The sequence below is a fragment of the Flavobacterium commune genome, from assembly GCF_001857965.1.
Classification (GTDB): domain Bacteria; phylum Bacteroidota; class Bacteroidia; order Flavobacteriales; family Flavobacteriaceae; genus Flavobacterium; species Flavobacterium commune.
Window position 1 is genome coordinate 1,657,019 of sequence record NZ_CP017774.1, and the last position, 15,290, is coordinate 1,672,308.

Sequence of the window (15,290 nt, forward strand, 5' to 3'; positions counted from 1 at the left end):
TGAAACGGCGAACTTTGCGAAAAACTTTGCTTTCTTTGCGGTAAAAATAAAATAGACCTTGTGGATTTTGCGAAAAAACTTTGCGAACTTTGCGGTTAAATAAAATTTCAGCGATACCAATAAATCATAATGGCAAAAATACTTACGGGAGTTCAAAGTACGGGAACTCCACATTTAGGGAACTTACTTGGAGCAATTATTCCAGCAATACAATTATCTAATAATTCAGCAAACGAATCTTTTCTTTTTATTGCCGATTTGCATTCGGTAACCCAAATAAAAAACGGAGAAACTTTAAGAAATAATACATACAGCGTTGCAGCAGCCTGGTTGGCGTTTGGATTAGATGTGAACAAAGTGGTTTTCTACAGACAGTCGGATGTGCCACAAACAGCTGAACTGTCTTGGTATTTGAGCTGTTTTTTTCCGTATCAAAGGCTGACTTTGGCACATTCTTTCAAAGACAAAGCAGATAGATTAGACGATGTAAATGCAGGTTTGTTTTCGTATCCAATGTTGATGGCTGCTGATATTTTGTTGTATGATGCCGAGTTTGTTCCAGTGGGTAAAGACCAGTTGCAACATTTAGAAATGACACGTGATGTGGCTTCTCGTTTTAATCACCAAATGGGAGAAACGTTTGTGCTTCCGGAACCCAAAATTCAGGACGACAGTATGTTGATTCCGGGAACCAATGGCGGAAAAATGAGTAAATCAGCTAATAATATCATTAATATTTTTCTGGAAGACAAAGCCTTGCGCAAACAGGTAATGAGCATTGAAACCGATAGTACACCACTGGAAGCTCCTAAAAATCCGGATACTTGTAATGCCTTTGCAATTTATTCTTTATTGGCCAATGAAGAGCAAATTGCAATTATGAGAGCCAATTATTTAGGTGGCAATTATGGTTATGGTCACGCCAAACAAGCTTTGTTTGAGTTAATCTGTGAAACCTTCAAAACTGAAAGAGAGAAATACCACTATTACATCAACAATTTAGAAGAAGTAGATGCTTTGTTGAAAATAGGTGCTGAAAAAGCTTCGGCTATTGCTAATGGTGTTTTGGCTAGAGTGAGAGAAAAGTTAGGATTTGGGATAAAGTAATTTTGTAAAAGAATAGACCGCAGATTCGTAGATTTTAAATAATCTGCGAATCTGCGGTTTTCAATTTTATATCGCTTCAAAAAGTTTTCCCGGCAATGGTCTAATAACTCCTTTAAGTTCCATGTTTAATAATAAAGCCGAGATTCTGTAAATAGGAAACTCACATTCCAAAGCAATAATGTCCATTAATTCTTTTCCTGTTTTTAAGAGGTAATCGTATATTTTTTGTTCGTCGCTATCTAAAGTAACGAACAATTGTTTTTGAACCGCTTTAGGTTCTTCTTTAATGTCCCAATTGAGCATATAAATTAAATCGGCGGCGCTGGTGAGCATGTTGGCTTTTTGGGTTTTGATGAGGTTGTTGCAGCCTATGCTGTATTTGTCAGTCGTGCGACCGGGAACGGCAAAAACATCACGGTTGTAATCATTGGCCATATTAGCGGTAATTAATGAACCTCCTCTCTCTGCTGATTCGATAACTATGGTAGCTTCGGCAATACCTGCTACAATCCGATTTCTTTTTACAAAATTTTCTTTATCCGGATTAGTCGAACTCCAAAACTCGGTCATAAAACCGCCGTTGGTTTCCATCTTAGCCATGTATTTCTTGTGGTTTTTAGGGTAGATTTGGTTTAGACCATGAGCCAGTACACCAATGGTTTGTAAATTGTTTTCCACAGCCAGTTGATGCGCAACAATATCAACACCATATGCAAATCCGCTAACAATTACAGGGTCAAGTGGTGTCAAATCTTCAATTAGTTTTTTACAAAATTCCATTCCGTAAGAAGTGATTTGACGTGTTCCCACAATGCTGATTATTTTTCTGTTTTTCAAATCGATGTTACCTGCTGTAAACAGTAATACCGGAGCATCAACGCAATGTTTGAGTCTGTCGGGATAATTCTCGTCTTGAAAATAGGATACGTTAATGTTGTTGTTCTGAATGAATTCCAATTCTTTATTGGCTTTGTCAAATACACTTTGATCTTTCAGGTTTTTAAGTAGTATGCTGCCTACACCGTCAATTGCGGCGAGCTGGCTGCTTTTTGTTTTAAAAACAGCTTCGGCCGAACCACAATGGCCAATTAATTTCTTTGCCATGATGTCGCCTATGCCTTCTACTCTTTGCAAAGCCAATACGTAAAATAAATCCGATGTTGTCATGCTAAATATTTGAGACTGAAATGTATAAATTTTCGGTCAGATTGTTAATAAAAATTGTGAATAAAATTTTGATAACTATTTTCATTGTATAACTTTGTCTGTATGAATATAGAACACTACATAGGCCAACTTTTATATCGTTATCAATGCGTTACCGTTCCTGGTTTCGGTGCTTTTTTGACTGAAATTCAATCGGCTCAATGGGTTGAAAGTGCGAATTCTTTTTTTCCTCCTAAAAAACTGATTTCTTTTAATACCAACATTAAAAACAATGATGGTTTATTAGCCAATCATATTGCCAGAGCTGAAAAAACATCTTATGAATATGCTATTAGTGCTATTCAATACGAAGTTTTGAATTGGAAGAAAGAATTGGAAAAAAACAGAATCTTAACAATTAAAAATATAGGTAGTTTTTCATTGAACGCTACTGATAATTTGATTTTCACACCTTCTGATCAAAAGAATTATTTGACTGCTTCTTTTGGTTTGGGTTCTTTTATTGCTCCGGTTGTTAAAAGAGAATTTTTCGAAGAAAAAGAAGAAGTTATCGAAGAAACTCCTGTTATTTCTTTGGTTACCGAAGAAAGAAACGGTCGTTCTTACTTGAAATATGCGGCTATATTTATTCTGGGGTTAGGTTTGGCTGGAAGTGCAGCTTATTCGGTTTACCAAAACGAAATTGTTTCTGAAAGAGTTCTGGTTGAAAAAGCCGTGCAAAAGCAAGTAGAAAGCAAAATCCAAGAGGCTACATTTTTTATTAAAAGTCCAATGGCTCCTGTGACGCTTTCGGTAAAATCAGATAAAGAAGAAGTTAAAGAGGAAAAATTGCCTTACCATGTGGTGGCTGGCGCTTTTAGAGATGAGAGTAATGCGGAGCAGGTTTTGAAAAAGTTAACCAAAATGGGTTATAAAGCCAGAAGACTAGAGGTTAACAAACACGGTCTTTATCCGGTGCTTTACGGAAGTTTTGCTACTTATGCCGAAGCTCAAAAAGTTAAAAATGAAGTTCGGGAATCAGAAAATCCAGAAGCCTGGTTGCTGATTGAATCACTATAATTTCAAAGCCTTTCTTAACGGAAAGGCTTTTTTTTACACAAAGAAATGCCTCATAGTTTGTCATTCCGACGAAGGAGGAATCTCATCATGTTAGTCAGATTATGTGATTTCTCCCTCTGGTCGAAATGACAAGATTGTTAGAATCGTTTTTACTATTTTCTTTTCTTCTGTTGTTGAATCTGGAATTTTCTTGGACTGATTCCGTTGCGTTGTGAAAAAGTAGAGGTGAAATGTTGTAATGACGAAAACCCACAGACAAAAGCAATTTCAGACATGTTGCTGTTTTTTTCGTTTTGAATTAACTGGATCGCTTTTTCCAGTTTTAAACTAATGATAAAACTGTTGGGTGGAAATCCGGTTAGTTTTTTTACTTCATAAGTAAATTTGGTTTTTCCCATGCTAAACACAGCAGCCAAATCTTCAATGTGCCATTTCTTTATTAAATCACTTTGAAGCAATTGCGTTAGTTTTTCAATAAAGCTGTCGTCTTCCTGATTTTTCTGAATTTTATTCGAAAGTTGTCGGTGTAAATCAATAAAAAGATTCTCCAGAATATTTTGGACTTTTATCTCAAAACCTTCTTCCTGAAAGGCTAATTCGTTTCGGAGTTCGTCAAAATATTTTTTAAAATTCTTTGCTTTTTCGAGTACGGCATTGTTGGCATCGCCTATCATTTCTCCCAGATTTTGTTGGAAACTTTTAGATAATTTACTCCAATTGCCTAGGTCTAAAGCTGTGTTTTTTGAAAATTCAAAAGGTTTGATGATAATCCAATTGATTTGGCCAATGTCCATGATTCCTGAAATACTGCCGTTTTCGTGCCAGGGTGCGGTAACAGATAAATTTTCGGGGAATAATTCAATTTCCTTGCCTTCAATTACCCAATCGTATTTCCCGCTGTTGACATAATGAATCTCAATTCCGTCATTAAGATGCGGTCGCATGGTGTCGTCAATACGGACTTTGGAAAATTTCATACTACCAAACTGACTGATAAAAGGGAGTTTTTTTAAGGGACCCGGATTGTTTTCGTGCCACCAAACGCCATAATTACCATGTTCGTCTTTTTCTTTCAAGGTTTTTGGTAATAAAAAAGAATTCATAAATTATTTTGTATTAAATTGGTATAAAGATAATTATTAAATTTATTTATTAGAATATTGTCTGCTTTTATAGAATCGACCGTTGTTTAAAAATATGATTTTTTTTGTATTAAAATAGGTAACTTGCCCAGCCCAATTAATTTATTATCAAGTACATTAGAGTCGACAGACTTTTTTTTTACTTTTAAAATGATAACGTTTACATTTTTTGTTTTCGAAAACAGTATGGTATTAAAATTGAGGAGAATCAGAATTCTATTTATAATTTAAAATATATTTTATGTTTCTAAAAAACCGACATCCTTTATTGAGCTTTTTGTTTCTGTTTTTTACTGTGTTTTCAATGCAGGCTGCCGATATTTGGGTTGCGACAAACGGTAATGATGCCAATGAAGGTACAAAAGCAAGTCCCTTAGCAACCGTGCACATGGCACTGAGAAAAGCCAGGGAATTGCGTAGGCTTAAAGATGCTTCGGTAAAAGGAGGAATTCATATTATCATAAAAGACGGGACTTATTATTTTGATGAACCATTGTTTGTAAGACCAGAAGATTCTGGAACAGCTGATAGTCCAACAACTATTGAAGCAGATGCCAATGCAAAACCGATATTTAACGGAGGAATTGAAATTAAGAATTGGAAAAAAACCACTACTTCCATCAACGGATTAAAAAAAGGAACAGTGTGGGTTGCTGATGCTCCGGAAATAGCGGGTGAATTAATCAATTACCGCCAACTTTGGGTAAATGATGTAAAAGCGGTGCGAGCTAAAAGTACGGCTGGAACTACCATGGAAAGGATTTTGTCTTGGGACAAGGAAACCGAAACTTGCTGGATTCCTTTCAAAGACAAGTCAATTAAGTTTGAGCCAGGAATGGAAATGTTCATCGTGCAATGGTGGGCAATTGCCAATTTACGTATCAAAAATATCGAAGTTAAAAAAGATAGTGCCCGACTTTCATTCGAAAAACCAGAAAGCCGCGTGCAAAGCGAGCATCCCTGGCCAGCGCCTTGGATTTCGAAAAATAACGGAAACTCAGCATTCTTTTTAAACAACGGTCTGTCAATGCTGAATGAAGCTGGCGAATGGTATTTGGATAGAAAAAACAGAAAGATTTATTACATTCCAAGAGCAGGAGAAAATATGGCTTCCGCCAAAGTAACGGTTCCGGTTTTAGAGAATTTGATACAAATAAAAGGGACTATTGATTCGCCAGTACACGACGTGAAATTCAAAGGAATTTCTTTTCAGTACAGCAATTGGCTTCGTCCTTCTCAGCAAGGTCACGTTCCGTTGCAGGCAGGAATGTATTTATTAGATGCTTACAAATTGAAAACTCCAGGAACGCCGAATCAGGCTTCTTTAGAAAATCAGGCTTGGGTGGGAAGACCAAGAGCAGCTGTAGAAGTGAATTTTGCTAATAACACGATTTTCGAATCTTGTAGTTTTGAGCATTTGTCTTCTACAGGATTGGATTTGCACAAAGGAACAAATAACAACAAAGTACAAGGAAATCTTTTTAAAGACATAGGTGGAAACGGAATTAATTTGGGCGTTTTCTCTGAGGAAGCTTTCGAAGCGCATTTACCATTACAAGTAAAAGACGATAGAGAAGTTTGTTCGAATGAATTAATTGCTGATAATTTGATTACTAATGTTGCCAATGAAGATTGGGGATGTTTAGGAATTGCAGCTGGTTTTGTGAAGAATTTGACTATTGAACATAACGAAATTTCTGATGTAGCTTACAGCGGAATTTCGATGGGTTGGGGTTGGACACACACCGAAAACGTGATGCGAAACAATAAAATTTTGGCGAATAAAATTCATCATTATGCGAAACATTTGCATGATGTTGCTGGAATTTACACGCTTTCATCACAGCCAGACAGTCGAATAGAAGAAAATTACATTGATAAAGTGTACAACAGTCCGTATGCTCACGATCCATTTTTATGGCTGTATTTGTATACTGATGAAGGAAGTCAGGGCTTTACGATTAAAAACAACTGGATTCCGATTCAGAAAATATTAAAAAACAACAATGGTCCGAAAGGGAATATTTGGCAGGATAACAACCAGTTTGTGAGCAATTCGGTTAAGGAAAATTCGGGTATCCGTGCGCCATTTGCTAATTTGAAAAAAGAAGTAGTTGTTGATGAGGCTTGGGGATTACAAGAAATGCCAAAATCGGTAGCGATTGAATTAATCGGGAAGAATTTTGATATCGAAAAAATCAAATCGACGATAAAAGGTTTCCGAATTGTAGGCGAGGAATTGTACCAATGGGAAAATCATCTGGTGATTTATGGCTTGATGAATCAGCCAGAAAGAACAAAAAGAAAACTGGCTTTGGCTTTTCCAGCATTGGAAATCAAAATATATGAAAACCCAATTTATGATTTTCAGAATTTAGAAAGATGCAAGGATTCCAAGCCGGCATCTGAATGGGAAAATATTGTATTGACTGCCAATTTAGTAGCCGATGAAAAAATGCAAAAAGAGTATGTGGATTATCACACAACTCAGTTTGAAAAATGGCCGGAAATTGCTAAAGGTTTCTGTAATGCCGATTTCCAACAATTGCAGGTTTTCAAAAACGGAAGACAATTAATGTTAGTAATCAGTATTCCAAAAGGAGAAAGTTTGGATAAATTAAATCCAAAAACTACCGAAAATAATCCTCGTGTTGACGAATGGAATGCCATAATGAAAAAATACCAAACAGGTATTGAAGATGCAAAACAAGGAGAAACCTGGATTTTTCTGAAAAACATAAAATAAAAATCAAGCCACGAATTCACGAATGACATCAATAATTTTAGCTTACAATCTCACGAATTTCTATTAAGATTAGTGGAATAGTAACGACAAAGATTAAAAAAGAAATAATTAGTGAATTCGTGGCAAAAACAATTTAAATACGAATAAATGTTAAAAATAGCCATTTTAGGTCTTGGAGAAGGACGTAGTACCATGTCAGCCGCTATAGAAAGCAGTAAAGTAGAACTGGTAAAAGTATGTGATAGAAATGAAGAATTGTGCAAGCAAAGAGCCAAAGAATTTGATTTTCATTCGTATACCACTAATTATGATGATTTATTAAAAGACGAAGCTATTGATATCATTGCGATTTATACGCCGGATCATTTGCATGCTGAACATGTAAAACAAGCCTTGTTGCATGGAAAACACGTAGTTTGTACCAAACCTTTTATTGATGATCTTTCGGATGCGAAGGAATTGTTGGAATTGAGTGAAAAAACAGGAAAGAAAGTGTTCATAGGCCAGAGTTCCCGTTTTTTTGAACCGGCTAAAAGACAAAGAAAAGATTTCGAAGAAGGAGTTATTGGAGATTTAATTACAATAGAATCACATTATCATGCGGATCACCGTTGGTTTTTGAAAAAAGAATGGTCTTTATTGCAATCATTCAAATGGTTGTACGGAGGATTGAGTCATCCTGTGGATTTTATCCGTTGGTATTTGCCTAATATCGAAGAAGTAATGGGTTATGGAATGATCAGCAGCAACGGAAAAACAGCAGGTTTGAAAAATGAAGATACAATGCACTTTATTTTCAAAGCGACTGATGGAAGAATTGCCAGAGTAAGTGGAGTCTATACTTCGCCAACGCAGCCAACCAAAAGAGATAGCGGAATGAGTGTTATTCTAAGAGGTACCGAAGGAGCAAGTCAGGCAGATTATCATGAATTGCGTTATTCAGTTACCGATAAAGAAGGTGAAGAAAAAATCATTCACTGGGGTGATGCGACTTTAAAATACTATTTCCGTTTTGAAGGACAAAGCCATCATGGTGGTGAGTACCAAAACTATTTAGAATATTTTGCAGATAGTATTGAGCAGGGTTTTACTGCTTATCCGGATATGAAAGAAGGAATAGGAACCGTAGCTTTATTGCAGGCAATGGACAAAACATTACAAACCGGAATGCCAGTAAAAATTGCTGATGTTTTAAAAGAATATAACCTATGAATAATACCATCTACGATAAATTAACTGCTTTAGACTTTATAATAGTTGCTGCTTATTTAGTGATATTATTGGTTATTGGATACATTGTTAGTGTCAAACAAAGCAAGAAGAATGAAACGCTTTTTATGGCGGGAAATTCGTTGAATTGGTACAATATTGGATTCAATATGTGGGGAACTAATGTTGGGCCATCTTCATTATTAGCTTTTGCCAGTATTGGATATACCACTGGAATTGTAGCAGGAAATTTCGAATGGTATGCCTTTGTTTTTTTACTGCTTTTGGCTATCGTTTTTGCGCCAAAATACATTGCCAGTAAAGTAAGTACAATGCCCGAATATATGGGAAAACGCTATGGTGATAGTACGCAGACCATTTTAGCCTGGTACGCCATGGTGAAAATTTTAGTAAGTTGGTTGTCTTTGGGATTGTTTAGTGGAGGTGTTTTAGTACGTCAGATTTTAGGGATTCCGATGTGGCAAAGTGTGACGGTTTTAGTGATTTTTTCTGGAATTTTTACCTATGCTGGAGGATTGAAAGCCATTGCCAAAGTGAATGTTTTTCAGATGATTTTGTTAATTGTTGTATCGCTTACCTTATCCTATTTAGGTTTACAAAAAGTAGGCGGAATCGAAGCATTAATTGCAAAAACGCCATCAAATTTTTGGAATTTAGTGCGTCCTGCAGATGATGCTCATTATCCCTGGCCTGCTATTTTATTAGGTTATCCTGTGGCTGCAGTAGCTTTCTTTTGTACGGATCAATCGATGGTACAAAGTGTATTGGGAGCCAAAAACTTAGAGCAAGGACAATTAGGAGTTAATTTTATAGGTTGGCTAAAAGTGATGGCATTGCCATTATTTATTTTACCAGGGATTTTGTGTGCCGTTTTATATCCAGAATTAGGAAGCAATTCTGACTTGGCTTACATGACTATGGTTACCAATTTATTCCCAAGCGGAATGAACGGTTTGGTTATTTGTGTAATGATTGCTGTATTAGTAGCCACAATTGGTTCTTCATTGAATGCGTTGAGTACGGTTTTTACCAATGACATTTATGTTAAGAAAATGAATCCTGCGGCAACTATCAAGGATCAAATTAAAGTTGGTCGTATCACCATTGGAGCAGGATGTATTTTTGCTATTTTAATTGCTGTGGCGATTGATAATATAAAAGGACAAAATTTATTCAATATTTTTCAGGCAGTTTTGGGCTTTTTGGCGCCATCTTTATCGGTTGTGTTTTTATTGAGTATTTTTTGGAAACGTACCACAAAGAGAGCCGTAAACTGGACACTTTCATGGGGTTCAGCTTTTAGTTTGTTTGTTGGGGTTTTGTATTTATGGATTTTTCCAGCTGATATTTACACAGCCTGGCCTCACTTTTTATTAATTTCTTTTTACATTTTTGTCGTTTTAATGGTGACAGCCATTGTCATTTCATTAGTGGATAAAAATCCCGAAACTAATTTCGAAATCGAGTCAGAAGTTCCTAAAACCAGTAAAAAAGTCAAATTGTTGTTTGGTTTATTAGGAGTAACAATTGTCGTTTTATATCTCATTTTTAATTTCAATTAATATGAACCTATTTTCTTCTTTACGCCAAAGTTTTAAAACGATTGTTTGTGTTGTTGCGGTATTCTTTTTGTCAGAAGCGGCTTCGGCTCAAACCTGGATCTGGTATCCGGGAGATTTCGAAGTTTGGTTAAGTAATAAAATGCAAGTAAGACGTACAGAACGCGAAGCAGTATTTCCACCGCTTTGGCAATATTACAGTCCGTATGCCTTGGTAACTTTTCAGACAGAAGTAGATATTCCTGCCCCAGACGATGTAAAAATCTATTCGGAAGGACCTTTTCAGTTACTTTTAGATGGCGTTCAAATTTATGGACAGCCAAAATCAATAAAAGTTCCTGCCGGGAAGCACAAAATTTCCTTTAAAGTATATAATCAGGAAGTGTTGCCGGCTATTTATATTGCTGGTAAGTATGTAAAATCAGATGCATCCTGGAAGGTGACTAATGAAGATAAACTTTGGATTGATGAAAATGGGAAAGCACAACAATCAGGAACACCATGGGTGCCTGTGGGGACCTGGAATTTTGATTTGCCAGAGAGTAAACCTTCAGAGTTTAAACTCACAACTACCCCTTGGAGTGCTAAGAAAACAGAAAAAATTGGAGCAGGTGAGTTGGTAGATTTTGGTAAAGAAACTTTTGGTTATATTAAAATTCACGGTTTAAAAGGAAAAGGTAAACTAGCATTGTATTATGGTGAATCTCGCGAAGAAGCACTGGATACAGCCAAATGTGAAACATTAGATCATTTATCTTTTGATGGAAACCAGCCCGAAACCTACACACATGATGGGTCAAAAGCTTTCCGATATGTTCAGGTACAAGCTGATCCAACGGTAAAGTACGATTCGATTTCGATGCTTTACGAATATTTGCCATTAGATTATCGTGGTGCATTCAAATCTTCTGACCAACAATTGAATAAAATTTGGGATGTATCGGCTTATACCATGCATTTAACGTCCCGCGAATTTTTTATAGACGGAATTAAACGTGATCGTTGGGTTTGGTCTGGCGATGCTTATCAAAGTTATTTGATGAATTATTATCTATTCTTTGATTCGCCTTCTGTAGAAAGAACTATGTTGGCGCTTCGTGGTAAAGAACCTGTAACGGCTCATGTAAATATCATAATGGATTATTCGCTGTATTGGTTTGTGGGCGTTTACGATTACTATTTGCACACGGGTGATACAAAATTTATCCAAACTTTTTATCCAAGAATGAAATCGTTGATGGAATTCTGCTTAGAAAGAAGAAACAAAAACGGATTTCTGGAGCCATTAGAAGGCGATTGGGTTTTTATTGATTGGGCAAACGGATTACCAAAAACCGGCGAGGTTAGTTTTGAGCAAATGCTTTTAGCAAGAAGTTTAGAAGCTATGGCAGTTAGTGCTGAAATTGCAGGTCAAAAGGATGACCAAAAACAGTATAAAAAACTAGCAGATGATTTAAAAACAAAATTATTTGATGTGTTTTGGGACAAGAAACAAAACGTGATGAAGCACCAGCGTATAGATGGTAAAATACAGGATATTGTAACCAGATACGCTAATATGTTTGGTATTTTCTTTAATTATTTTAATGAAGAACAAAAACAAAGTGTAAAAAATAAGGTGTTGCTGAATAAAGATGTTCTTCAAATCACAACACCATACATGCGTTTTTACGAGTTGGAAGCCTTGTGTGCTATGGGCGAACAGAATTACGTTTTAAAAGAAATGAAAGATTATTGGGGCGGAATGTTAAAAGAAGGCGCAACATCTTTCTGGGAAGAATACAATCCAAGTAAAAAAGGAACAGAACATTTAACGATGTATGGTCGTCCTTATGGAAAAAGCCTTTGCCATGCCTGGGGAGCAAGTCCGATTTATCTATTAGGAAAATATTATTTAGGTGTAAAACCAACAGCTCCGGGTTATAACGAATATGAAATCAAACCGAATTTAGGCGGATTGCAATGGATGGAAGGAAAAGTGCCAACACCAAAAGGTGAAGTGGCATTGTATGTAAGCAAATCAGAAATCAAAGTAAAAGCGGCTGAAGGCGAAGGAAAACTGATTATTGAAAGTAAGAGCAAGCCAAAAACCAATTCGGGAACGATTACAGAATTGGCTAAAAACAAATATCAATTGACGGTAAAACCGAATGTAGAGTACAAAATAAGTTATAAAGCAATTTAGTCATTGCGAGGAACGAAGCAATCACACTAGTTGCTCACATTTTTAAATAAAAGTTAGAATCAATGTTTTCAAAAAGCACAAAATATAATTTCAAATTAGACACAGCTTTTTTAATGCTGTGTTTAGTGTTTTTTCAATTTTCAGTAAAAGCACAAAACCCACCTTGGCAGGCTGCTTCTTTTGAAGTTGTTAATTCGAATTACAAGACATTCAAAACAACACAATACGCACACGTATTTTCAGGAAGCAAACACAATATTGTCAAACTTGCTCCGGAATTGCAAGGATTAACAGGAGTAGAACTCCCTTTGGATCAATACAAAAATGGAACGAATGCACCTTTGAAACTGAAATTCAAAGAGAATGTACAATTGCTTGTTGGTGTTTTTCAGGAAAAAGACAACAAAGATTATTTACAGCTATCGGCGGCTGATAATGCTAAATTAGTTCTTGAAAATGGAGTGACCGTAACAGGTTTGCCAGCAGTAAATGTATATGCGATTTCGTATTCTAAAGGAACACAAACAATTTTACCTAAAGCAAAAGGTTTGTTTGTTGTTTTAGGAGCGGTAAAAAGCAATCAGAATTTAGTTGCACGAAATGCTGAATTTCCAGACGGAAAGCTGTGGAATCCAACGTTCATCGTGGAAGGTTTCTCAGATGAAAAACCATTATTCGAAATTATTGGCGGCGAAAACAAACCCGTAATTGATGAAGGTTTTCTGGGAACCGAAGGAATTCAAGGTGGTTTTGAAGGTGGTCGTGTGGTAAAAGTAGGCGATACTTATCACATGTTCCCAACGGAAAGAGCAGGAGAAGTGGGTGTCGAAATGTACTATGATCGTGTAAAAACTAAAATCGGACATTGGACGAGTAAAGATGCGATTCATTGGAAACGCCAATCAACTATTTACCAAGCCAGCGGAACATATGCGCTAACGGAAGATGATAACCCGATGAACGATCGTCGTGGAGCAATTTGGTCTTACATGCCAGTTTTTAACGAAAAAGCAAACAAATGGTACGGCTATTATTTGGCATATACCGTTCACAAAGAAATCCAACCGAATCACTCTTTTGGAAGAATTTGGAGATGCGAATCTACTGTAGAAGGTATCAACGGAATAGGCGGTCCTTATAAAGATATAGGGATTATTATGGAGCCAGGATTGGATTCTCAACCTTGGGAAGGACGTCAGGGAGTAGCTTCGTTCTTTCCATATCAGGTAGGTGAAAAATGGTTTGGTTTTTACAGCGGAGCTTATCCTTTCGAATCTTGGGCTGATTATCCTAAAAATTCAGGAAAAGGCTGGTTTGTTGCTTTGGCAGAATCCAATAGTTTAGAAGGTCCCTGGACAAGATTAAATAAAGGTTTGGAACCCATAAAATCGATACATCCTGTTTTTGTTGAAAATCCCATTGTGAGTCAACTTCCAAATGGTTTGTACATTGCTATTTTTGACGGAGGACCAGACGGTTGGGGACATCATTTGCCAAATATGATGGGTTACTCATTGTCTAAAGATGGAGTGAATTGGTCGGAAGCACATTATTGGCCTATAGAAACTAAGGTTGCTAAATGGTGGGATATTATGAGAACGCCATTGTGTTTGATTCCTGAAGGAAACGATGTATATACGATTGTGTATAATGCTATCGATTTGAAAAAAAGATTTCATCCTACCGGAATGGTCAAAGTAAAATTGAATAGAGAGGTTATGGATGCCCGATTGAAGGAATTGGAAAAATAGGCCACGGATTACACGGATGAAACAGATTGGTACAGATTTTAAATTAATAATGAATCTGTAATAATCTTTTAATCTGTGGAAAGAAAAAAGAAAAAGAAATCCGCATAGATCGGTTAAATCCGTATAATCTGTGGGCTATTGAAGTAAATTAACATTAGAAATGAAGAACACAATTAAATATTTTGCACTAGTAATTTCAGCTTTGCTGATTGCAAGTTGTGCAACCACCAAATACAAGAAAAGAGAAATTACCGACAGCGTTATGAATGAAATTTATAACGAGGTAAAAACACCTTATAAATACGGTTTGGTGATGGTGCCAGCGGATAACTCATACAAAATGGATTGTCCTTCGGTTTTCCGAAAAGACAACAAATGGTTTATGACTTATTTGATTTATGATGGAAGAGGATACGAAACCTGGTTGGCTGAAAGTGACGATCTATTGCATTGGAAACATTTAGGAAAAGTAATGTCTTTTTCAAAAGATGAAACTCATTGGGATGTCAATCAAAAAGCAGGTTATATTGCATTACAAGACCCAACTTGGGGTGGAAGCTACAAATGGAATAAATTCGATGGTAAATACTGGATGAGTTATTTTGGTGGAAATACAACCGGATATGAAGCAGGTGTTTTGTCAATCGGAATGGCTTATACGAAACAATCTCCAACAAAAGCACACGAATTTGAACGTTTACCGAAACCTGTTTTAACGCCAAAAGATAAAGATGCAAGTTTTTGGGATAACAGTACGATGTACAAAAATTCGGTTATTGAAGACAAAGAACGCATTACCGGAAACAAATTTATCATGTATTACAATGCCCGTGGCGATAGTTTGAATCCGGCAAAAGGAGCTGAACGTATTGGTATGGCAGTTTCTAATGATATGAAAACCTGGAAACGTTATGGTAAAAAAGCTTTGCTAAATCACCATAGAGGAATTACAGGCGATGCCTATATTCAGCGTGTTAACGATACCTGGGTGATGTTTTATTTTGGAGCTTTTTGGACTGGCTGGGATCAAGGTGCATTCAATCGTTTTGCTGTTTCGAATGATTTAGTAAACTGGAAAGAATGGAAAGGTGATAATTTGATTGAATCTTCAGAACCGTATGATAATATGTTTGCCCACAAATCATTTGTAGTAAAGCACGACGGAGTGGTATATCATTTTTATTGTGCGGTAAACAAAGCAGAGCAAAGAGGAATTGCTGTTGCAACCTCTAAAGATTTAGGTAAGAGTGAAACTAATTTTGTGGCTCCTCCGGAAAAGAAAAAAAAGAATTAGTTTAGTTATCTATTAATTCAAAAAAATCTGCTCCCGATAGCTATCGGGAC

General features: G+C 36.4%; 10 protein-coding genes. 8 read left to right on the top strand and 2 right to left on the bottom strand.

The features are described from left to right. The first annotated feature begins 129 nt into the window (after window positions 1–129). Entirely contained in the window at window positions 130–1,107 is a 978-nt protein-coding gene (gene trpS, locus BIW12_RS07010; RefSeq protein ID WP_071184463.1) for a tryptophan--tRNA ligase, read from the top strand. 66 nt (window positions 1,108–1,173) lie between these two features. Here the strand turns inward: trpS and dprA are convergent, their stop codons facing one another. Beyond that, window positions 1,174–2,274, bottom strand: coding sequence for a DNA-processing protein DprA (gene dprA / locus BIW12_RS07015; RefSeq protein WP_071184465.1), 1,101 nt, complete (start codon window positions 2,272–2,274; stop codon window positions 1,174–1,176). A gap of 102 nt (window positions 2,275–2,376) precedes the next feature. On the opposite strand from dprA, the gene BIW12_RS07020 reads away from it, so the two are divergent. Then, on the top strand, window positions 2,377–3,333 hold the full coding sequence (locus BIW12_RS07020; protein WP_071184467.1) for an HU domain-containing protein: 957 nt from the start codon (window positions 2,377–2,379) through the stop codon (window positions 3,331–3,333). Window positions 3,334–3,485: 152 nt separating this feature from the next. On the opposite strand, the gene BIW12_RS07025 is transcribed toward BIW12_RS07020, so the two are convergent. After that, window positions 3,486–4,436 carry a helix-turn-helix domain-containing protein gene (locus tag BIW12_RS07025; protein WP_071184468.1) on the bottom strand — a complete coding sequence of 317 codons (951 nt, stop codon included), beginning with the start codon at window positions 4,434–4,436 and terminating at the stop codon, window positions 3,486–3,488. 280 nt (window positions 4,437–4,716) lie between these two features. Here BIW12_RS07025 and BIW12_RS07030 point away from each other — a divergent pair, with 280 nt between their 5' ends. The 6 genes from BIW12_RS07030 to BIW12_RS07055 all read left to right on the top strand — a co-directional run bounded on the left by BIW12_RS07030 (window position 4,717) and on the right by BIW12_RS07055 (window position 15,240). Beyond that, the gene (locus tag BIW12_RS07030; protein WP_071184469.1) at window positions 4,717–7,221 is read left to right on the top strand and encodes an L-rhamnose mutarotase; all 2,505 of its coding nucleotides are present in this window, start codon (window positions 4,717–4,719) and stop codon (window positions 7,219–7,221) included. 147 nt (window positions 7,222–7,368) lie between these two features. After that, window positions 7,369–8,433: a Gfo/Idh/MocA family protein gene (locus BIW12_RS07035; RefSeq protein ID WP_071184470.1), complete on the top strand. Its 1,065-nt coding sequence runs from the start codon at window positions 7,369–7,371 to the stop codon at window positions 8,431–8,433. Beyond that, on the top strand, window positions 8,430–10,013 hold the full coding sequence (locus tag BIW12_RS07040) for a sodium:solute symporter (RefSeq protein WP_071184471.1): 1,584 nt from the start codon (window positions 8,430–8,432) through the stop codon (window positions 10,011–10,013). The genes BIW12_RS07035 and BIW12_RS07040 overlap by 4 nt, the downstream gene beginning before the upstream one ends. 1 nt (window position 10,014) lies before the next feature. Next, window positions 10,015–12,195, top strand: a complete 2,181-nt coding sequence (locus BIW12_RS07045) for an alpha-L-rhamnosidase-related protein (protein WP_071184472.1) — start codon at window positions 10,015–10,017, stop codon at window positions 12,193–12,195. 62 nt (window positions 12,196–12,257) lie between these two features. Further along, a complete protein-coding gene (locus BIW12_RS07050; protein ID WP_071184473.1) occupies window positions 12,258–13,946 on the top strand; it encodes a glycoside hydrolase family protein in 1,689 nt (562 codons plus the stop codon). 160 nt (window positions 13,947–14,106) lie between these two features. After that, a complete protein-coding gene (locus tag BIW12_RS07055) occupies window positions 14,107–15,240 on the top strand; it encodes a glycoside hydrolase family protein (protein WP_071184474.1) in 1,134 nt (377 codons plus the stop codon). Window positions 15,241–15,290 lie beyond the last annotated feature (50 nt).